The 20,408-nt window shown below is 59.8% G+C and carries 13 protein-coding genes and 1 riboswitch; of the genes, 2 read left to right on the top strand and 11 right to left on the bottom strand.

Annotated elements, in window-relative coordinates; all coding sequences use genetic code 11:
- Positions 1 to 25 precede the first annotated feature (25 nt).
- The 3 genes from ACRC4F_RS21275 to ltaE form a co-directional block, all read right to left on the bottom strand.
- The gene (locus ACRC4F_RS21275) at positions 26 to 1,267 is read right to left on the bottom strand and encodes an aspartate kinase (RefSeq protein ID WP_008033100.1); all 1,242 of its coding nucleotides are present in this window, start codon (positions 1,265 to 1,267) and stop codon (positions 26 to 28) included.
- Between the two features lie 91 nt (positions 1,268 to 1,358).
- Complete coding sequence (gene alaS / locus ACRC4F_RS21280) at positions 1,359 to 3,980, bottom strand: alanine--tRNA ligase (protein WP_438661109.1); 2,622 nt, start codon at positions 3,978 to 3,980, stop codon at positions 1,359 to 1,361.
- A gap of 146 nt (positions 3,981 to 4,126) precedes the next feature.
- Positions 4,127 to 5,131 carry a low-specificity L-threonine aldolase gene (ltaE, locus tag ACRC4F_RS21285; protein WP_438661110.1) on the bottom strand — a complete coding sequence of 335 codons (1,005 nt, stop codon included), beginning with the start codon at positions 5,129 to 5,131 and terminating at the stop codon, positions 4,127 to 4,129.
- 175 nt (positions 5,132 to 5,306) lie between these two features.
- Positions 5,307 to 5,477: riboswitch (FMN riboswitch) on the top strand.
- Between the two features lie 102 nt (positions 5,478 to 5,579).
- Here ltaE and ACRC4F_RS21290 point away from each other — a divergent pair.
- Positions 5,580 to 6,089, top strand: coding sequence for a 6,7-dimethyl-8-ribityllumazine synthase (locus tag ACRC4F_RS21290; RefSeq protein WP_438661111.1), 510 nt, complete (start codon positions 5,580 to 5,582; stop codon positions 6,087 to 6,089).
- Positions 6,090 to 6,342: 253 nt separating this feature from the next.
- Here ACRC4F_RS21290 and astE read toward each other — a convergent pair whose 3' ends face one another.
- The 7 genes from astE to ACRC4F_RS21325 all read right to left on the bottom strand — a co-directional run bounded on the left by astE (position 6,343) and on the right by ACRC4F_RS21325 (position 14,262).
- Positions 6,343 to 7,353, bottom strand: a complete 1,011-nt coding sequence (gene astE / locus ACRC4F_RS21295) for a succinylglutamate desuccinylase (protein WP_438661112.1) — start codon at positions 7,351 to 7,353, stop codon at positions 6,343 to 6,345.
- A gap of 12 nt (positions 7,354 to 7,365) precedes the next feature.
- Positions 7,366 to 7,653 carry a hypothetical protein gene (locus ACRC4F_RS21300; protein ID WP_033056735.1) on the bottom strand — a complete coding sequence of 96 codons (288 nt, stop codon included), beginning with the start codon at positions 7,651 to 7,653 and terminating at the stop codon, positions 7,366 to 7,368.
- A gap of 20 nt (positions 7,654 to 7,673) precedes the next feature.
- Positions 7,674 to 9,020 (bottom strand): N-succinylarginine dihydrolase, encoded by a 1,347-nt coding sequence (gene astB / locus ACRC4F_RS21305; RefSeq protein WP_438661113.1) that lies wholly within the window; start codon positions 9,018 to 9,020, stop codon positions 7,674 to 7,676.
- Positions 9,021 to 9,242: 222 nt separating this feature from the next.
- Positions 9,243 to 10,712 carry a succinylglutamate-semialdehyde dehydrogenase gene (gene astD, locus ACRC4F_RS21310; protein ID WP_438661148.1) on the bottom strand — a complete coding sequence of 490 codons (1,470 nt, stop codon included), beginning with the start codon at positions 10,710 to 10,712 and terminating at the stop codon, positions 9,243 to 9,245.
- Complete coding sequence (gene astA, locus ACRC4F_RS21315; RefSeq protein WP_219097186.1) at positions 10,709 to 11,734, bottom strand: arginine N-succinyltransferase; 1,026 nt, start codon at positions 11,732 to 11,734, stop codon at positions 10,709 to 10,711. The genes astD and astA overlap by 4 nt, the downstream gene beginning before the upstream one ends.
- 59 nt (positions 11,735 to 11,793) lie before the next feature.
- Positions 11,794 to 12,813, bottom strand: coding sequence for an arginine/ornithine succinyltransferase subunit alpha (gene aruF / locus ACRC4F_RS21320; RefSeq protein WP_438661114.1), 1,020 nt, complete (start codon positions 12,811 to 12,813; stop codon positions 11,794 to 11,796).
- A gap of 228 nt (positions 12,814 to 13,041) precedes the next feature.
- Positions 13,042 to 14,262 (bottom strand): aspartate aminotransferase family protein, encoded by a 1,221-nt coding sequence (locus ACRC4F_RS21325; protein ID WP_438661115.1) that lies wholly within the window; start codon positions 14,260 to 14,262, stop codon positions 13,042 to 13,044.
- Between the two features lie 286 nt (positions 14,263 to 14,548).
- Between ACRC4F_RS21325 and ACRC4F_RS21330 the strand changes: the two genes are divergently transcribed.
- Positions 14,549 to 19,414 carry a dermonecrotic toxin domain-containing protein gene (locus ACRC4F_RS21330; RefSeq protein ID WP_438661116.1) on the top strand — a complete coding sequence of 1,622 codons (4,866 nt, stop codon included), beginning with the start codon at positions 14,549 to 14,551 and terminating at the stop codon, positions 19,412 to 19,414.
- Between the two features lies 1 nt (position 19,415).
- Here the strand turns inward: ACRC4F_RS21330 and ACRC4F_RS21335 are convergent, their stop codons facing one another.
- On the bottom strand, positions 19,416 to 20,396 hold the full coding sequence (locus tag ACRC4F_RS21335) for a GlxA family transcriptional regulator (RefSeq protein ID WP_010457247.1): 981 nt from the start codon (positions 20,394 to 20,396) through the stop codon (positions 19,416 to 19,418).
- Between the last annotated feature and the right edge of the window lie 12 nt (positions 20,397 to 20,408).

The raw sequence follows: 20,408 nt of genomic DNA on the forward strand, positions 1-20,408 counted from the left end.
CAGACCGCGCCCTTTGGCAAACGCATCACTCGCCCGTTCGGGCCGGTGCGTCCAGTTCGAAAGCCGTGTGCAGAGCGCGCACAGCCAGTTCCAGGTATTTCTCTTCGATCACAACGGAGACTTTGATCTCCGACGTCGAGATCATCTGGATGTTGATGCTTTCCTTGGCCAGTGATTCGAACATGCGGCTGGCCACGCCTGCGTGGGAACGCATGCCGACGCCGACGATCGAGACCTTGGCGATCTTGATGTCACCCACCACTTCACGGGCACCGATCTCGCGAGCAGTGTTTTCCAGCACGGTTTGTGCGGCCTGGAAGTCATTGCGGTGCACGGTGAAGGTGAAGTCGGTGGTGTTATCGTGCGCAACGTTCTGCACGATCATGTCGACTTCGATGTTCGCGGCACTGATCGGGCCGAGAATCTTGAATGCAACGCCCGGGGTGTCTGGCACGCCACGGATGGTCAGCTTGGCTTCATCGCGATTGAAAGCGATGCCGGAAATGATCGGCTGTTCCATGGTTTCCTCTTCATCAATAGTAATGAGGGTGCCCGGACCCTCCTTGAAGCTGTGCAGTACGCGCAGCGGAACGTTGTACTTGCCGGCGAATTCTACCGCACGGATCTGCAACACCTTGGAACCGAGACTGGCCATTTCCAGCATCTCTTCAAAGGTGATCTTGTCCAGACGCTGGGCCACGGACACCACACGCGGGTCGGTGGTGTAGACGCCGTCGACGTCGGTGTAGATCTGGCATTCATCAGCCTTCAAGGCCGCTGCCAGCGCCACACCGGTGGTGTCGGAACCGCCACGACCGAGGGTGGTGATGTTGCCGTGCTCGTCGACGCCCTGGAAACCGGCGACAACCACCACACGACCCGCCTTCAGATCACCGCGAATCTTCTGGTCATCAATCTGCAAGATACGCGCTTTATTGTGCGCGCTGTCCGTCAGAATCCGCACCTGGTTGCCGGTGTACGACACCGCCGGCACGCCGCGCTTGATCAGCGCCATGGCCAACAGTGCAATCGTCACCTGCTCGCCCGTGGAAACGATCACATCCAGCTCACGCGGAACCGGTTGGCCGTCGCCACTGATTTGCTTGGCCAGATCGATCAGACGGTTGGTTTCGCCGCTCATGGCCGACAGGACAACCACCAGGTCATCGCCGGCATCGCGGAATTTCTTAACCTTGTCGGCGACCTGCTCGATTCTCTCGACAGTGCCGACTGAGGTGCCTCCAAATTTCTGTACGATCAAAGCCATTTCAAAGCCGCCTCTGCCCATGAAGGGCGCCCAAATAATCACTCAAACAGCGCATCGGTCCGCCACTAGACTGCGGGCCGGACACTCTGCCTTATAAACCCTGCTCTACAAATGGAACCGTCAGGGCCAGTGCCGCATCCAGTGCGCCAGCGTCAGTACCACCGCCTTGCGCCATGTCTGGACGACCACCGCCCTTCCCGCCCACTGCCGCAGCGGCTTGCTTCATCAAATCACCGGCTTTGAGTTGGCCAGTCAGGTCTTTGGTTACGCCTGCAACCAGAACGACCTTTTCCTCATGGACACTGCCGAGCAGGATCACTGCGCGGCCGAGTTTGTTTTTCAGCTGATCGACCAGCGCCAGCAGCGCCTTGCCGTCCTGACCGTCCAGACGCACGGCCAGCACTTTCACGCCTTTGACATCCAGCGCGGAAGCCGACAGATCGTCGCCCGCCGCGCTGGCAGCCTTGGCCTGCAACTGCTCGAGTTGCTTCTCCAGCAGACGGTTGCGCTCCAGCACAGCCGACAGCTTGTCGATCAGGTTGTCGCGGCTGCCCTTGACCAGGTTGGCCGCTTCCTTGAGTTGTTCTTCTGCAGCGTTCAAGTAAGCCAGTGCCGCGGCACCGGTAACTGCCTCGATACGACGCACACCAGAAGCCACGCCGCCTTCGCTGATGATTTTCAGCAGGCCGATGTCGCCGGTACGGTTGGCGTGGATGCCACCGCACAGTTCGACGGAGAAATCGCCCATGCTAAGCACGCGCACGTTGTCGCCGTATTTCTCGCCGAACAGCGCCATGGCGCCTTTCTGCTTGGCGGTTTCGATGTCGGTTTCTTCGGTTTCAACTTCGGAGTTCTTGCGAATCTCGGCGTTGACGATGTCTTCCAGCGCTTTCAGTTGTTCAGGCTTGATGGCTTCGAAGTGGCTGAAGTCAAAGCGCAGGCGCTGACTGTCGACCAACGAGCCTTTCTGCTGAACGTGATCGCCCAGCACCTGACGCAACGCGGCGTGCAGCAAGTGAGTCGCCGAGTGGTTCAGCGAAGTGGCGTGACGTACGTCGGCATCCACCTGAGCCTGAACGGGCGAGCCAACGATCAGACTACCGGAGTCGAGCACACCGTGGTGCAGGAACGCACCGCCGGTCTTGGTGGTATCGCGCACGTCGAAACGCGCAGCGCCAGCCTGGAGGAAGCCGCAATCGCCGATCTGACCACCGGATTCCGCATAGAACGGCGTCTGATCGAGAACGACCACGCCCTCTTCGCCTTCGCTCAGTACGTCAACCGATTGCCCGTCCTTATAGAGAGCAACGATCTTGGCGGAACCGCTGTGAGCGCTGTAACCGGTGAATTCGGTGGCCACGTCAACCTTGACCAGGCTGTTGTAGTCCATGCCGAAGGAGCTGGCGGAACGGGCACGGACGCGCTGGGCTTCCATTTCGCGCTCGAAGCCTGCTTCGTCGATGGTCAGGCTGCGCTCGCGAGCGATGTCGCCGGTCAGGTCCATCGGGAAACCGTAGGTGTCGTAGAGTTTGAACACCACGTCGCCCGGTACCACGTCGCCTTTGAGCTCGGCCAGATCCTGCTCAAGGATTTTCAGGCCTTGTTCCAGGGTCTTGGCGAATTGCTCTTCTTCAGCTTTCAGGACGCGCTCGATGTGCGCCTGTTGGGATTTCAGCTCAGGGAAGGCTTCGCCCATCTCGGCGACCAGGGCCGCGACGATCTGGTAGAAGAAGCTGCCCTTGGCGCCCAGTTTGTTGCCGTGGCGGCAAGCGCGACGAATGATCCGGCGCAGCACGTAGCCACGGCCTTCATTGGACGGCAGCACGCCGTCGGCAATCAGGAAGCCGCAGGAACGAATGTGGTCAGCCACGACTTTCAGGGAAGCCTGAGCGTCGTTGGTGCAACCGATGGCCTTGGCCGATGCGGTCAGCAGGCTCTGGAACAGGTCGATTTCATAGTTCGAGTGAACGTGCTGCAACACGGCACTGATCCGCTCCAGGCCCATGCCGGTGTCGACCGACGGTGCTGGCAGCGGGTACAACACGCCATCGGCGGTGCGGTTGAACTGCATGAACACGTTGTTCCAGATCTCGATGTAACGGTCGCCGTCTTCTTCCGGCGAACCCGGCGGGCCACCCCAGATATCGGCGCCGTGATCGTAGAAAATCTCGGTGCAAGGACCGCACGGGCCGGTATCGCCCATGGTCCAGAAGTTGTCGGAGGCGTACGGCGCGCCCTTGTTGTCGCCGATGCGGACCATGCGCTCGGCCGGAACGCCGATTTCCTTGGTCCAGATGTCATAGGCCTCGTCATCGCTGGCGTAGACGGTGACCCAGAGCTTTTCTTTCGGCAGGTTCAGCCACTTGTCGGAGGTCAGGAAGTTCCAGGCGTAGGTGATCGCGTCGCGCTTGAAGTAATCACCAAAGCTGAAGTTACCCAGCATTTCGAAGAAGGTGTGGTGACGGGCGGTATAACCGACGTTTTCCAGGTCGTTGTGCTTGCCGCCGGCGCGCACGCATTTCTGGCTGGAGACGGCGCGGGTGTACGCGCGCTTTTCCTGGCCCAGGAAGCAGTCCTTGAACTGGTTCATCCCCGCGTTAGTGAACAGCAGGGTTGGGTCGTTGCCCGGAATCAAAGAGCTGGAGGCTACACGGGTGTGGCCTTGCTCTTCGAAGAAGCGAAGGAAGGCTTCACGGATTTCTGCGCTTTTCATTAGGTTCTTCCACGGAGGCTGCGGCCAAAGGCCTGTGCGAAACGTCAACAGACGAAGCGACGGCAAAGGGCCGCATTATATCGGCCCAGCGCGCGGGGTACAGCGTGTTTATACGATAGAAACGGTCAATTGGACCGCCAAGGCGATCAGTTGCGAGAAAAGTCGACGAATGTCGCCACGACTTGCACGATTTGAGCGCGACTGACGTCCATGTGCGTGACCATTCGCAGGCGTCCGGCTGCGCTCAACTTGATCCCGCGCTCGGCTGCGAAAGCCTTGAGTGCTTCAGCCCTGTCACCCATGTTCACGTAAACCATGTTGGTCTGCACCGGCTCGACTTCGTAACCGGCCGTTTGCAGCTCATCGGCCAGAAATTGCGCGTTGGCGTGATCATCGGCCAAACGCTGAACGTTGTTATCCAGCGCGTAGAGCCCCGCCGCCGCCAACAGGCCAGCCTGGCGCATGCCACCACCGACCATCTTGCGCAGGCGCCGCGCCTTGCCAATCAACTCAGCCGAGCCGCACAACACCGAACCGATCGGCGCGCCCAGGCCTTTGGACAGGCAGACCGAAACCGAGTCGAAGTGCTGAGTGATCTCGCGGGCATCGACACCCAGCTTGACGGCCGCGTTGTAGAGCCGCGCGCCGTCCAGGTGCAGCTGCAACCCGTTCTCGCGGGTAAAGCTGCGCGCACGGGCGAGATATTCCAACGGCAGAACCTTGCCCTGCATGGTGTTTTCCAGCGCCAGCAACCGCGTCCGGGCGAAATGGAAGTCGTCCGGTTTGATCGCCGCCGCCACCTGGGCCAGGTCCAGCGAACCGTCGGCCTGCACTTCCAGCGGCTGCGGCTGGATCGAACCGAGCACCGCCGCGCCGCCACCTTCGTATTTATAGGTGTGCGCCTGTTGGCCGACGATGTATTCGTCACCGCGCTCGCAATGAGCCATCAGGCCCAGCAGGTTACTCATGGTGCCTGTCGGCACGAACAACGCAGCGGCAAAACCCAGCCGTTTTGCCAAATCCGCTTCCAGACGATTGACCGTCGGATCCTCGCCATACACATCATCACCGGTGGCCGCACTGGCCATCGCGTCGAGCATCTCGGCGGTCGGTTGGGTAACGGTGTCGCTGCGAAGATCGATAACGCTCATGAATCTGGCCTCGGTAAGCAGGGAAAATCCCTTTCAGTCAGGAATTACTGCGGCCATGAGGACGATTAATCAACCCCAAGCGAACGAAAAAGTCGATAGCAATCATCAGATAGCAGCAATGCACGGCTCGGAAATATGTGTTAAAAACGCTTCGCCGCCAGACAATCTGGCGGCAAAACGTTCTCAGGGCGGGGTGCAACTCCCCACCGGCGGTAATTGCGCGCAACGCGCATAGCCCGCGAGCGCTTGGTGACAGCACGGCTTCGGCGGTGTCTGGCGGCAAGGTCAGCAGACCCGGTGTGATCCCGGGGCCGACGGTCATAGTCCGGATGAAGAGAGAACGGGATTGGCGCCAAAGGGCCGTCCGCGGGCATTCGTGCGAGCGTGCGTACCCTTAAATCCCATTCGATTCATATGCCCTGTTTTTTACATAAACAGGAGTCAGAACATGCAACCCACCGCAATCGATAGCAAAAGCAAAAACCATCAGGGCGAGCGCGTTGCGTTCATTCAGGCCTGCTGGCACAAGGAAATCGTCGACCAGAGCCGTAAGGGCTTCGTTGCCGAAATGATTGCCCAGGGTTATCAGGAATCCGACATCGATTTCTTCGAAGTTGGCGGCGCCTTTGAAATGCCCTTGCATGCCAAGTTGCTGGCCAAGACAGGCCGTTATGCCGGTATTGTCGCGGCAGCCCTGGTGGTGGACGGCGGAATCTACCGTCACGAATTCGTCGCCCAGTCGGTGGTCAGTGGCCTGATGCAGGTTCAATTGGAAACCGAAGTGCCGGTGTTCTCCGTGTCCCTGACCCCGCACCACTTCCATTCCGGCGAAGAGCATCAGAAGTTTTTCTTCGAGCATTTCGTGCATAAAGGTCAGGAAGCGGCGAAGACCTGTGCGGATACGCTGCACAAGATTCGGGTATTGCGTCGCAGCGAGCCGCGTGCGGTAGCCGTCTAAACACCAGGCATTACTGTGGGAGCCAGCCTGCTGGCGATAGCGGAGTATCAGTCGACACCCAGGGTGACTGACACATTGCAATCGCTAGCAGGCTAGCTCCCACATTGGTTTTGCGGTGAACTCAGCGGTCTAAACACCGGACATAACTGTGGGAGCTAGCCTGCTGGCGATAGCGGAGTATCAGTCGACAATCAGGGTGACTGACACGTTGCAATCGCTAGCAGGCTAGCTCCCACATTGGTTTGCGGTGGATTCAGGCGAGGTTATCGTCGGTGGTCGGCACGATGAGGATGCCGGCGCGCAGGCCGTTTTTCACCTTGGGGTTCGGGAAGATGATCCGGGCGCCCTTCTCTTCGATGATCCAGCGAGTCTGGGCGATGTCTTCGGCCAGCACGTAACCCACGTCCAACTCCGAAAAATTCTCGATGTCCGCCGGCAGGTTCAGGCGGAAGCTGTCGCTGTGCTTGATGATTTCCCGCGCCACGCTAAACAACTGCAAACCGTTCAGGCCTTCGTCAGTCACCGCGGGTTCGTTGCCTTCGATGATCTGTTGGAGCCGGGTTTCAAGCAGCGAAACGTTAACCCCATCGTTCTGCCCAAACGGCCGCGCCTTGCCCAACTCAAGGGTGAAAGACTCGGCACCCAGCTTGTCGTAGGTATAAGAGCTGAAAACGATCGACGGCTTGTTTTGCAACAGCACCGCCTCCATGCCGGCGGCACGCAAGCGCGCCAGTTCCAGGCGTGAATGCTGGCGCCCTTCTTTCCAGGGGTACAACGCGAACTGCTCGATCTTCGAGCCACGAATCGCTGTGTGCAGGTCGTAGTGCAGACGGTTGCGGTCCGGCAGGCTGAAGAAACTCGCCGCGAGCCGTTCGAGCTCACAGGCGCGCAGGGCTTCGGAGCCGCTGGTTTGTTCGTGACGGCCGTTGAACAGCCGATTGACGTCCTGCTCGACGAAACGCTCACCCTTGCGAATCGCTTCCGGATTGCCGAACAGGAACAGAATACGTGCGCGCGGCTTCAAGTCACCGCGGGCGATGTCATGCAACAGCCGATCGAGCAGCTCGATCGGTGCTGTTTCGTTGCCGTGGATACCGGCTGAAAGCAGCAGGTCCAGGCCATTGTCGCGAGCCTCAGGTGGCCGGACTTCCAGCGCACCTTCGCTCAACCAGCGCATGCGCACGCCTTCGACAGTCAGTTGAGTCTTCTCCGCCGGTTCACGGCCGGCGAGGGTCAGTTCAAGCAGTTTGCCGAGGGCGAGCATAGAGCGGTTTCCTTAGTGGTCGTGTGCGCAATCCGGGCCGTGCACGTGGTCTTCGTCGCCGACTTCAGCCGGTTCCATTTCCAGTTGCAGACTTACCAGATTAGTCGCCAATGGGCGCAGCAGCAGGTTGGCGTATTCGGCGTCACCTTCTTCAACGTCCACGCCGATCAGCAGCTGGCCACGGCCGTCCTGCTGGATCCACAGCTCTTTGCCTTGCCACATGACCGCGACGCGGGTGCAGGACGTTTCCAGTTGCGTGCCGTCGGTGTCTTCAAGGATCAGCTGCAGGGTATCGCTCATGTTTTTTACGCTCTCGACGTTCAATTGATCTGGAATGGATAAACCGCGCCCAGTTTAAGGATTTGCGTCAGTTCATCCAGTGCCGTCCGGCACTCAAGCAGCAATTGCGGGTCCGCGAGATCGTTTTCGGTCATGCGGTCGCGGTAGTGCTTGTCGACCCACTCGGTCAGCGTGCCGTACAACGGTGCCGTCATGATAACCCCTGGGTTGACGGCCGCCAGTTCGGTTTCATTCAGCGCGACACGCAAGCGCAGGCACGCCGGGCCGCCGCCGTTCTGCATGCTTTGTTTCAGATCGAAAACCTTCACTTCACGGATCAGGCCGCCGGAGCTGGTCAGGCTTTGCAGGTATTGCCAGACGCGCTCATTGCCACGGCATTCTTCCGGCACGATCAACAGCATCGAACCGTCAGGACGCGTCAGCAACTGGCTGTTGAACAGGTAGGAACGAACGGCATCCTCGACGGTTACGGCCGAACGCGGTACGCAGATCGACTGGAATTTCCCACCGACTTTTGCGAGTTTGCCCTGCAATTCAGCAAGCATCTGCTCAGTGTCGAGGAACGCGTCCTCGTGATAGAACAGGACCTCGCCGTTACCCACCGCAATCACGTCGTTATGGAACACCCCCTGGTCGATCACTGAAGGGTTCTGCTGGGCGTAGACAACGCCGTCATCGCTCAAGCCGTGCAGGCGAGCAACCGCTTGAGAAGCTTCGAGGGTCTGGCGCGCCGGGTACTTCTGGGGTGCCGGGTAGCGGGTGTCGAACGCACTGCGACCGAACACGAAGAACTCGACGCCGGCCTCGCCGTATTCACGGCAGAAACGGGTGTGGTTGGCTGCACCTTCATCGCCAAACTGTGCGACTGCCGGCAACGCGGCGTGGTGAGCGAAGTGTTTCTGGTCAGCGAACATCGCCCCCAGTACGCGACTAGTGGTCGGGTGTTCGATGCTGCGGTGGTATTTGCAGTTGAGGTTGGCGGCGGTGAAATGCACGCGACCGTCGGCGGTGTCGGCACTCGGGCTGACCGTGGCGGCGTTGGCCACCCACATGCTGGATGCCGAGCAACTGGCAACCAGCAATGGCATCGCGTCTTTGGCAGCTTGCTCGATCACTTGTGCGTCGGTGCCGCTGAAACCCAAGCGGCGCAGGGCGGCAACGTCAGGACGTTCCTGGGGTGCCAAAACGCCTTGCTGGAAGCCCATTTCCATCAGCGCTTTCATTTTCGCCAGGCCTTGCAGCGCGGCTTCCTTCGGGTTCGAAGACTGCTGGCTGTTGCTCTGGGAGGCGACGTTGCCGTAGGACAAACCGCCGTAGTTATGGGTCGGCCCCACTAGACCGTCAAAATTGACTTCATAGGATTTCATCAGCGAGGCTCCACGAGAATCTGTTGTTATGGCTTCAGTAACTGTTCAGTAAGACCGCGTCGCGGCCATCGCCAGCAGGCTGGCTCCCACAGGGGTCGCGCCGTACACAAAATGTGTGAGCACCACCGGGAGTCAGCAGGTTGGCTCTCACAGTGATGGAGTCGTACACAACATGTGCGAACACCACCGAACCTGTGGGAGCCAGCCTGCTGGCGATGGGCATCACGCCATCTTCACGCCAGGTGTCAGCGATGCAGGCAACACCAGGCTCGGCGTTTCCAGCGAGGCCACCGGGTACGCGCAGTAATCTGCGGCGTAGTAGGCGCTGGCGCGGTGGTTACCCGAGGCGCCGACGCCGCCGAATGGCGCGCTGCTCGCGGCGCCGGTCAGCTGTTTGTTCCAGTTGACGATACCGGCACGGCTTTCCAGCCAGAACTGCTGATAGCGCGCTTCGGAATCCGACAGCAGACCCGCCGCCAGGCCATAGTCGGTGTCGTTGGCTTCAGCGATCGCCGCTTCAAAATCAGCGTAGCGAATCACTTGCAGCAGCGGACCGAACAGCTCTTCGTCAGGACGATCAGCCACTGCCGTCACGTCCAGGATGCCCGGCGTCAGCAACGCGGCTTGCGCCTGAGGCTGAGTCATTTCCAGCAGCGCCACGGCGCCGTTGGCCAGCAGATGTTCTTGCGCATCCATCAGCGCTTTGGCCGCGCCGAGGGAAATCACCGAGCCCATGAACGGCGCCGGTTGCTGATCAAAGGCACCGACTTCAATCGTCGAACTGACCGCCACCAGGCGCGCCAGCAGCGTGTCGCCCCAGGCGCCTTGCGGCACCAGCAAGCGCCGCGCACAGGTGCAACGTTGGCCAGCAGAAATGAAGGCCGACTGGATAATGGTGTAGACGGCAGCATCGAGGTCCGCAACCTGATCCACCACCAGCGGGTTGTTACCGCCCATCTCCAGCGCGAGGATCTTGTCCGGACGACCGGCGAATTGCTGGTGCAGGTGATTGCCGGTGCGGCTCGAACCGGTGAAGAACAAGCCGTCGATGCCCGGGTTCGCCGCCAGGGCGATACCGGTTTCGCGAGCGCCTTGCAGCAGGTTCAACACACCTGCCGGCAGACCGGCTTCGATCCAGCATTTAACCGTCAGTTCGGCAACTTTCGGGGTCAGTTCGCTGGGCTTGAACAGTACGCTGTTACCGGCCAGCAGCGCCGGCACGATGTGACCGTTCGGCAAGTGACCCGGGAAATTGTAAGGCCCGAACACCGCCACCACGCCATGTGGTTTGTGGCGCAACACGGCGGTGGCGTCGCCCAGCGGGCCGCTCTTCTCACCGGTACGCTCGCGGTAGCTTTGCACCGAGATCGCAATCTTGTTGACCATGCTGGTCACTTCAGTCGCCGCTTCCCACAACGGTTTACCGGTTTCCTCACCAATGGTGCGGGCCAGTTCGTCAGCGTGGTTCTTCAGTGCGGCGGCAAAGGCCTCAAGCACCGTAATGCGTTCTTCCAGGGTGCGACGAGCCCAGCCCGGGAACGCCTGACGCGCAGCCTGCACGGCCGACTCGACCTGCGCGACGGTAGCGCCTTCGCCGGTCCACAGCACTTGCTGGGTCACCGGGTTCAGCGACTGGAAAGCTTCGCCCTGACCGGCCAGCCATTCACCTGCGATGTATAGCGAATTCATTATTTCGACTCCCTGGCAGCAGACAACGGAACGGCGCGCACTTGATCGCCGGCGTTGAGTTGAAGACGTTTGGCGGTCAGCGGATCGACGACCAGCGTGCCGGCGGCGAAGCGTGCTGGCGCGGCAGTGATCCGGCAGTCTTCGCGCTTGCGGTTGTGAATCAGGAACGGTGTCGCGTCGTCACCCGGCGTGCCGATGGCCAGCACCAGCGCCTGGCTATCGCGCACGGCGCGGATCTTGCCGGTTTCGCATTCGACAGCAGGGCCGGCGTCGAAAATGTCGACATAGCCTTGGTAGCTGAAGCCTTCACTTTTGAGCATGGCCAGCGCCGGCTCGGTGTCGGGGTGAACCTGACCGATGACGTTGCGTGCGTCTGGCGACAGGAAGCAGGTGTACAGCGGGAATTTGGGCATCAGTTCGGCGATGAACGCCTTGTTGCCCACGCCCGTGAGGTAATCGGCCTGGCTGAATTCCATCTTGAAGAAGTGCCGACCCAGGCTTTCCCAGAATGGCGAGCGCCCGGCTTCGTCGGACACGCCGCGCATCTCGGCAATGATCTTGTTGCCGAACAGCTGCGAGAACTCGGCGATGAACAGCATCCGCGCCTTGGCCAGCATGCGGCCGTTGAGGCCGGTGCGGTAATCGGCGTGCAGGAACAGCGAGCACAGTTCAGAGTTGCCGGTCAGGTCGTTGGCCAGGAACAGCGTCGGGATCTCGCGGTAGATGTTCAGTTCTTGCGAGGCGCTGACGGTCAGGCCAACCCGGAAGTTGTACCAAGGCTCACGCAGACCGACGGCGCCAGCGATGGCGGAAATACCCACCACGCGGCCGTCATCGTCTTCGAGCACGAACAGGTAGTCCGCATCGCCCCGCCCGGCTTCGCCACGGAAGGTCTTCTCGGCCCAGCCGACCCGATGGGCCAGGCGTTCTTCATTGGCCGGCAACGTGGTCAGGCCGGTGCCGGTGCTGCGGGCCAGGTCGATCAGAGCGGGTAAATCGCTGCTGCGTACGGGACGAACGATCATGCTATCTCCTCAAACGGGCCGCCAACGCCACCCGCGAAACTTCGCTGCTTTCTAGGCAATCAAACCGCTACCAGGCGCACGCTGGCACCTTCACCGACGCCCAGGGCTTCGGCTGCTTCCAGGTCCAGGGTCACGGGCTTGCCCGGCGCGTAATCGAGCTCGAGCAACACGGCGCGGTAATCCTGCAACTGGGCGTTGGCCACCAGGTACTGACGACCGACACCTTTGACCGCCTCGCCGATTTTCACCGGCACCACACGACTCTGGGCAATCGAACGGATCCCCGAAACACGAGCATGCAACGTCGGGCCGCCGTCAAAAATGTCGATGTAGTGATCGGTCTCGAAGCCTTCGCGCATCAGGATGTCAAAGGTGATCTGCGCCCGTGGATGCACTTGGCCCATCGCTTCTTGCGCGGTGTCCGGCAGCAATGGCACGTAGATCGGGTAATGCGGCATCAGTTCGGCGAGGAAGGTCCGGCTCTTCAGGCCGCACAGACGCTCGGCTTCGGCGTAGTTGAGGTCGAAGAAGTTGCGACCGATGGCGTCCCAGAACGGCGAGTCGCCATTTTCGTCGCTGTAACCGACGATCTCGGTCACCACGGAATCGGCAAAGCGCTCTGGATGGCTGGCCACGAACAGCAAGCGGCCGCGGGAGTTGAGCTCGGCCCAAGGCGAACCCACCAGCTCGCGCTGCACGTAGAAACTGGTCAGCAAGCTGTTGCCGGTCAGGTCGTGGCACTGCGAGAGCACGTGAATCTTGTTGTGAATCTTCAGCTCGCGGGAGGCGTGCACAAAGGTTTCATTACGGAAGCTGTAGAACGGCTCGGAATAACCGGCAGAGGCAACGATAGCCGAGCAACCGACCAATTTGCCGGTGGCCGAGTCTTCGAGGACGAAGAAGTAACTCTCTTCACCGTTGAAGCTGACTTCAGCGGAAAACGAGGCTTCGCTTGCGGCGATCTTGTCGCTCAGGCGTTCAACGTCATCCGGCAAGGAAGTGACACCAATCGGGCTGTCCGCAGCCAGACGCTGTACCTCGCCCAGATCAGCCATTTGCGCGGGGCGCATCACCAGCATGGTGTCACTCCTTAATCTCAGAACTTACAGAAGAAAAAATCCCGGGCCGTCCCTGAAACAACTCAGAGTCAACTGTGGGAGCTAGCCTGCTAGCGATATCGTCCTGTCAGGCAACAATGATGTTGGCTATCAGGCCCTCATCGCTAGCAGGCTAGCTCCCACACTTTTGATCCAGCCCGAAACAAAAATTGGGTTCGACGCCTGAATTGGCAGGCGTCGAAGGGTCTATCAGGCTTGCGTCAGCTTGGTCACGGCGCGTTCGAAACGGTCGAGACCTTCATCGATGTCTGCGTCTTCAACCACCAGGCTCGGCGCGAAACGCACCACGTCCGGGCCGGCTTGCAGAATCATCAGGCCTTCACGCTCGGCGGCGTTGAAAATGTCCTTGGCCTTGCCTTTCCAGGCATCGCTCAGCACACAACCGATTAGCAGGCCCATCCCGCGGACCTTGGTGAAGATCGCGTATTTCTCGCCGATCTGCTCCAGGCGAGCCTTGAACTGGTCGTGCTTGGCATGGACGCCAGCCAGCACTTCAGGGGTGTTGATCACGTCGATCACGGCTTCCGCAACAGCGCACGCCAGCGGGTTGCCGCCGTAAGTGGTGCCGTGAGTACCGACGACCAGGTGTTTGGCCAGGTCTTCGGTGGTCAGCATCGCCGCGATCGGGAAACCACCGCCCAGGCTCTTGGCGCTGGTCAGGATGTCCGGGACCACGCCGTAATGCTGATAGGCGAACAGATGGCCGGTGCGGCCCATGCCGGTCTGCACTTCGTCGAAGATCAGCAGCGCGTTGTGCGCGGTGCACAGGTCGCGGGCACCTTGCAGGTATTTGAGTTCGGCCGGGATGACACCGCTCTCGCCCTGGATCGGCTCCAGGACCACAGCGCAAGTCTTGTCGGAAATGGCGGCTTTCAGCGCGGCCAGATCGTTGTATGGCACGTGGGAGATGCCGGTGATTTTCGGACCGAAGCCATCGGAATACTTCGACTGACCACCCACGTTCACGGTGAACAGGGTACGGCCGTGGAAGCTGTTGAGCGCGGCGATGATTTCGTACTTCTCGCTGCCGAACCGGTCAAAGCCGACGCGACGGGCCAGCTTGAAAGCGGCCTCGTTGGCTTCGGCGCCGGAGTTGCAGAAGAACGCACGCTCGGCAAAGGTGGCGTTGATCAGCTTATGTGCCAGGCGCAGGGCCGGCTCATTGGTGAACACGTTGGACACGTGCCACAGCTTGTTCGCCTGCTCGGTCAAGGCACCGACCAGCGCCGGGTGCGCATGGCCCAATACGTTAACGGCAATCCCGCCGGCGAAGTCGATCAGCTCGCGGCCAGACTGGTCCCAGACGCGGGAACCGGCGCCACGCACAGGAATGAATGCGGCAGGCGCATAGTTGGGAACCATTACCTGGTCGAAATCGGCGCGTTCTACCGCAGCGTGCTCAACGGACATCGGAGTCTCCTGAAGAGGAACGCCCGCCTGAAACTGGCGAGCGATGGGGGGATTGTAAGGACAGTTTTCAGCCCGGCCTTGCCGCCAAGCGACAACTTCTTATAGCGCAAACCCCGGTTTTGCGCGGGTTTACGGCAATGCGACATATAGGGTCGCAAAGGCGCAGTTTAAACCGCCGGCACAGGTTATAGGCAGGCTTGTCGCACGGTGCGGTAAATATGTACCGCACGGAACAGTTCATCGTCTGTTTTGCTGGCGGCTCATCCAAACGCTAAGGGAATAGCGCATGAGTCGATACCAAAATGATCATCCTTCTGACTCGACCGGCATTGAATCCGTCACGCAACCGGACGATCACTACCATCACCTGTTCAACAATCTACCGTCCTGGGTAATAGAAGCATCGTCCGACACACGCCGCGCCCTCAAAAGCACCACGCTTGCGACACCAGGCTGGCATGGCACTGCGACGTCGCTGCAACACCAGTCGCTGAAACATCTCAGCCAGGAACACTGGACCCATCGAAATCGCCTGGATTCGATGCTTTCGAAGCTACAAAGCGCACAAGCCTTTGCCGAACCTCTGTTAAGCGCCGCCCTGAAGGCCCGGTTCGGTCTGGAACTGGACGTCAGAACCACTTTCCTGCGCCTGTACATCCCGCAGACCGTGCCCTGGTTCGGAATCAACACGGGCGCTGCTCGAACCTGGACCCTCTCGTTGCTCGACGCCGCCCTGCATAATTTTCAGGAATCGGAAACGGCGGACGATGCTTACGAGTCTGCCTCGACATTCATAACCAAGCCGTCGCCAACGGGCCAGTTCGATACGTTGCCGGCGGTCAAGCAGAAACTTTCCGTCGCGGCCTTTGTGTTGTTGTGCCGGAATCTGGATATCGGTGCCCGGTACAACACGTACCTCAAGGACAATCTGGGACTGACCAACCCGGTGGCCGGCGCGGCGCTGAAATCCAAAGTAACCAGCTCGCAAAAAGCCGCACTCAAATCCGCACTGAAAATGGCCCACATCCGCAAGGATATTGCTGCGGATGCGCACCTCTCGATCCTGCGCATTCTGGAGGGGCGCTCGGGTGCGCGACTGGATGGCCAACCGCTGTATGGCCATGACCTGACAATAATGTCCTCGTCTCTGACCGGGATTGTCATTTTCGCCGCAAGCCTGGAACGCGCACGCAAGGGAACACGGATCATCGCCTACATCCCCGATGACCCGGAGCATCCAATCAAGGAGTACCCGAACACCCTGGCGTTCATGACCGAGCTGACTCGAAAACTTCGCGCACCTGCCTATCAAACATTCTTCAGCCGCTTCGTTGACCACAAGGAAAGAGGCTACTTTTTCGCTGATCTCAACCGTCGCCTCCAGAGCGTGACCTGGCATCAACACAAGCGCGGCGACCCACTGCCGAGCTGGCGCGAAACGCCCGTCGACCGGCCTGATCTACGATTTTCGACCACCCCGTTCAGCGCGGACCTGTGGAACCATCTCTATCAGCGACAACTGAACAAGATCCTCAACGATTCGAGCACCTTGGCCGTCTCCACCGCCACTGCCGACCGAAACGCACGATGGAGCCTGTGGGACGCCTTCAGCAAAGTGGCTTCGACCCTGCTTGAAATCGCCGCGTTCGTGGCAATGCCGTTCGTCCCGTTTCTCGGCGAATTGATGTTGGGCTACATGGCCTACCAATTACTCGACGAAACCTTTGAAGGCATCGTAGACCTTGCCGAAGGGCTGAAAACCGAAGCGCTGGGGCATTTGCTGACGCTGGTTGAAACAGTGGTTCAGGTAGGCACATTCGCGGTGGGTGGCGCTATCGCTGCCGGTACCTTCAGCCGTTTGCTCTCGCGTGAAGCTGTCGCGCTGGTCAATCCACTCAAACCCGTCGCAGCGCCAGAAGGTAAAACCCGCTACTGGAAGCCGGACCTCACCCCTTACGAACAAGCACCGACGCTGCCCGAAAGTGCCAAACCCGATCAACTCGGCCTCTATCGCCACGGGGGAAAAACGCTGCTGCCACTGGAAGGCAAACTCTATGCCGTGAAATCCGATGGCACCTCGGGCGCGTTTCAGATTGAACACCCGACCCGGTCCCATGCTTATCAGCCGTCTCTGCTGCACAACAGCCACGGCGCCTGGCACACCGAGCTGGAGCAGCCGCTGAGCTGGGATCGGGAAACAGTCATGCGTCGTCTCGGCGAAAGTGTCAAATCGTTCAGTGGCGCCGAGCGCGAACAGATCCTGCGGGTCAGCGGTTTCCACGACAACGCAGTACGCGAAATGCATGTCGAACAATACCGACCGCCTTCGCTGCTGGCCGACACGATCAAACGCTTCAGGATCAATCGGGACATTGAAACCTTTATCGAACAGATCGGCAGCGATCAATCCGAGCGCTATCAAATGGCCGATGTGACGCTGCAACATCAACTGCTGAGCGGCTACGATTCCTGGCCCGCCGACACGCCCATGCCGCCCCCGCAAACCCAGATGCCAGCCTTTCGACAACAGACCGCCGAACTCGCCCGAAAATACCGTAAGTCGCTTTTTGATCTGCGTTATCGAGCACTGGAAAAAACCGGTGATCCCGGGGTTCAGCGACTGCTCGATGACGTGCACGGATTACCCACCGATATCGCCGGGGAACTGGCGAGCAATGCATCCGGCACCGAATTGAAACAGCTGCACAATGGACGCACGCCCCAGCGGCTCAAGGACGCTGCGTTAAAAGCCATGGAAGCGGTGCGCGCGACACGAGCCTGTGAAGGCTTTTATTCCGAAGCGCTGGACAGCGCCGACACTCACCGACTGGCCTTGCAAAGCCTGAACTCGCTGCCCGACTTGCCAGCCGGGCTGCGGATCGAAGTGAGGGATTACTCAGCCACGGGAACCTTGCGCGACAGCATTGGCGAGCCCGATGCGCCGATACTTGAAACGCTGATTCGTGCTGAGAACGGGACCTATCAGGTCCAGCAGGACAATGATTCGGTGCCCGGTGACTTTTATCAGGCGCTGTTTCAGGCGCTGCCGGAAGCGCAACGCAATAAGTTGAGCCCTGCGATCGCAGATGCCCGGGCACTGAAACAGCGCATCGCCGAACACGCACTGGAGCAACCGGCATTGCGCACGCTTTTCGCAAAAAATCCCAATCGAAAACCGCTCTATGACCCCACCACCATGCGCCTGCCCGGTGGCACTCAGGGTTACAGTCGACTCAACCGCGTGACACCTACGCTCGACGACCGGGTACGCGAAGTCTTCCCCAGCCTGCCTCAAGAGGAGTTGCAGTCCATTGTCCGGTCACTGCAATTGCATCCCGATGGCGCTCGCGTTGAACTTTCACGCCTGAACAGGGAGTTGGCTCGACTGCATCAGGAGCTGCTCACCTGGGCTAATGAGACCCCCACTGTTCATCCTGAAACCCGACACCCGCTCAGTGAACTGGAACAACAAGCCGAAACAAACAATCGCCGGTTGCTGGCTCAGGAAATCCAGCGCAGCTGGCGGCGACAGTCCGACCGGGACTTCGACACACCGGAGGGGGTCAGTCAGTATGTGCTCAGGTTTGCAGAGCCGATCATCGGTGACTTTCCATCATTGAGTGCCGACTTCAGCCATGTGTCGCTGTTATCTCTGGAAGGCACCCGTAGCGAGCAGGGTATTCCCACCTTTCTACAGGGCTTCAAAGGGTTGCGACGCCTGGAGTTGCGCCGCTTCTCCCTGACCACCCTTCCCGACGCCATCAGCCGAATGCCGGACCTTCACGCCCTGGTGCTAAGCGATTGCGGCATCAGGGTCGATGCGGCCGTGTGGTCGAAACTGACCTCGCTGAAAAAACTGGCCATGCTCGACCTGTACAAAAATCCGTTTGAAACCCTGCCCCGCGTCGACACGATGAGCGAACTGACGCACCTGGACCTGAGCGACACTCACCTCACAGCGATTCCGGCCAGCGCTCTGCAACACCCGAAGCTCGACACTCTGCTGCTGATGAACAACCGCATCAGCGAGTTGCCTGCCGAGTTATTCGAGAGCTCTTTGTATGACAAGCGTGGCGTACACCTCACACACAATCCGCTGTCGATCAAGGGGCGAGAACTGATCAAGCAACACCATTTCGAGACCGCCTACGACATGGGCGTCTTCGCCCCCGAGCCTGATATTGATCGCGTCATGACGTTGTACCCCGGTATGGAAGTCGAACAGGCGAGCCAGTTCGTCTACGAATTGCCGGGCACCCTGGAGGATGGCCGCACCTATCTGACGCGTCTTGAGGACGAACTCACTCAACTGAGAAACGATCTGTCTGCCTGGACTGCCGATGTTCCAGACCGGCATCCCGTGACGGGCGAACCGTTCAGCGCCGACCAACTGTTTGCCGAACAAGTCAGCCGGGACGAGTTCAAGCAAGCACTTGAGAAGTGCTGGCAGCATGATTCCGATCTGGATGATTTCAATGAAGCGCTGGAGCCGACTTTCGAGCTCATTGTCCGCTCGATCATCCATGGAGAACTGCCGTCCCTGAGTGCGGACTTCAGTCATGTTTCCACACTGGAAGTGCACAGTGCCGACGGCGCAACACGCATCGGGCGCTTCCTCGAACTCTTTCCCAACCTGAAAAGACTGAGGTTGCGCGAATGTGACGTTGGCAACATTCCCGATTCGGTATTCAAGATGGGTCGCCTGAGATCGCTGTCGCTCCCCCACTGTCGCGTCAGGCTGTCAACAGCATCGGTCAACGCGTTGGCGGGAATGGAACAGCTCGACTATCTGGACCTGAGTCACAACTCACTGGGGTACACACCTGATCTGAGTCAGATGACGGAACTCTCGACGGTCCTGCTCAACGATACCGGCATCACACAAATTCCCAATGGTCTGTTTCAGTTGACCGATCTGGAGTGGGCAGACCTGAGCACGAATGCAATCGCTGATATACCCAGCGACTTGATGGAACTGCCCATCGAAACTGCAGAGAACATCACGTTGAGAGGCAACCCGTTTTCCGAGGAAAGCCTGTTGCGGCTGATCAGCTACTACGAAGGCACAAGCGCTGACTTTGGCGTCGAAGAGGTGATCAACCGAGGTGAAATGCAGGTTTCCACCTCAGAGGGTTCCGAGATCGACGAGTAAATCAGCCGCGCTCGGACGGCACCGACGACAACTCGAATGGACTGCTGCTGCGCCGCTGGTTGCGATCTTCCCGTGGCGTGGCGCCGAAGAAGTTGCGGTAGGCGCTGGAGAAATGCGGCCCCGAAGAGAAGCCGCAGGACAGGCCGATCTGAATGATCGACTTGCTGGTTTGCATCAGCATCTGCCGGGCCTTGTTCAGGCGCAGTTCCAGGTAGTACTGGCTCGGCACGCGGTTGAGGTATTGCTTGAAGATCCGCTCCAGCTGCCGACGGGACACGCACACGTGCTGGGCGATTTCGTCGGTGGTCAGCGGTTCCTCGATGTTGGCTTCCATCAGCAACACCGCTTGGGTGAGTTTCGGATGACTGGAGCCCAAGCGGTTTTGCAGCGGAATGCGCTGGCGCTCACCGCCCTCGCGGATGCGCTCGACCACCAGTTCTTCAGAGACTGCACCGGCCAGTTCGGCGCCATGATCACGGGCCAGCACCGCCAGCAACAGGTCGAGTACCGACAGGCCGCCACACGCGGTCAGTCGATCACGATCCCAATCGAACAGATGGCTGGTGGCGATGACTTTCGGGAAGCGTTCGGCGAAATCGTCCTGCCAGCGCCAATGCACGGCCGCGCGGTAACCGTCGAGCAAACCGAGTTGCGCCAACGGGTAGACACCGGCTGACAAACCACCGATCACGCAACCGGCGCGCACCAGTTGTTTCAGCGAACTGCTGAGCGCCGGCGCGAGTGTGGTCGGCGGCTCATCGGCGAGCAGGAACAGTTTCTGGAAGTTTTCGAGCTTGCCGGCCCACGGCTCACCCGGCAATTGCCAGGCGCCTTCGGTCGGCGGCTCGGCCTGCAAGAACGACAGTTCGTAGACCACGTCCGGATGCACACGCTGGGCAACACGCAAGGCCTCCTCAGCCAGCGCAAGCGTCAGTGCTTTAGTGCTGGGCCAAATCAGGAAACCAATTCGATGGGCAGTCATGGCGGGCAATCC

The organism is Pseudomonas sp. (assembly GCF_051660785.1).
Taxonomy (GTDB): Bacteria; Pseudomonadota; Gammaproteobacteria; order Pseudomonadales; family Pseudomonadaceae; genus Aquipseudomonas.

What these genes read in the sequence shown, in the direction of transcription:
- ACRC4F_RS21300 (WP_033056735.1), bottom strand. Translation starts at nt 7,653, where the DNA reads ATGAGCGATACCCTGCAGCTGATCCTTGAAGACACCGACGGCACGCAA.
- ltaE (WP_438661110.1), bottom strand. Translation starts at nt 5,131, where the DNA reads ATGAGCGTTATCGATCTTCGCAGCGACACCGTTACCCAACCGACCGCC.
- ACRC4F_RS21275 (WP_008033100.1), bottom strand. Translation starts at nt 1,267, where the DNA reads ATGGCTTTGATCGTACAGAAATTTGGAGGCACCTCAGTCGGCACTGTC.
- astB (WP_438661113.1), bottom strand. Translation starts at nt 9,020, where the DNA reads ATGAAATCCTATGAAGTCAATTTTGACGGTCTAGTGGGGCCGACCCAT.
- astA (WP_219097186.1), bottom strand. Translation starts at nt 11,734, where the DNA reads ATGATCGTTCGTCCCGTACGCAGCAGCGATTTACCCGCTCTGATCGAC.
- ACRC4F_RS21290 (WP_438661111.1), top strand. Translation starts at nt 5,580, where the DNA reads ATGCAACCCACCGCAATCGATAGCAAAAGCAAAAACCATCAGGGCGAG.
- ACRC4F_RS21330 (WP_438661116.1), top strand. Translation starts at nt 14,549, where the DNA reads ATGAGTCGATACCAAAATGATCATCCTTCTGACTCGACCGGCATTGAA.
- astE (WP_438661112.1), bottom strand. Translation starts at nt 7,353, where the DNA reads ATGCTCGCCCTCGGCAAACTGCTTGAACTGACCCTCGCCGGCCGTGAA.
- ACRC4F_RS21335 (WP_010457247.1), bottom strand. Translation starts at nt 20,396, where the DNA reads ATGACTGCCCATCGAATTGGTTTCCTGATTTGGCCCAGCACTAAAGCA.
- alaS (WP_438661109.1), bottom strand. Translation starts at nt 3,980, where the DNA reads ATGAAAAGCGCAGAAATCCGTGAAGCCTTCCTTCGCTTCTTCGAAGAG.
- ACRC4F_RS21325 (WP_438661115.1), bottom strand. Translation starts at nt 14,262, where the DNA reads ATGTCCGTTGAGCACGCTGCGGTAGAACGCGCCGATTTCGACCAGGTA.
- aruF (WP_438661114.1), bottom strand. Translation starts at nt 12,813, where the DNA reads ATGCTGGTGATGCGCCCCGCGCAAATGGCTGATCTGGGCGAGGTACAG.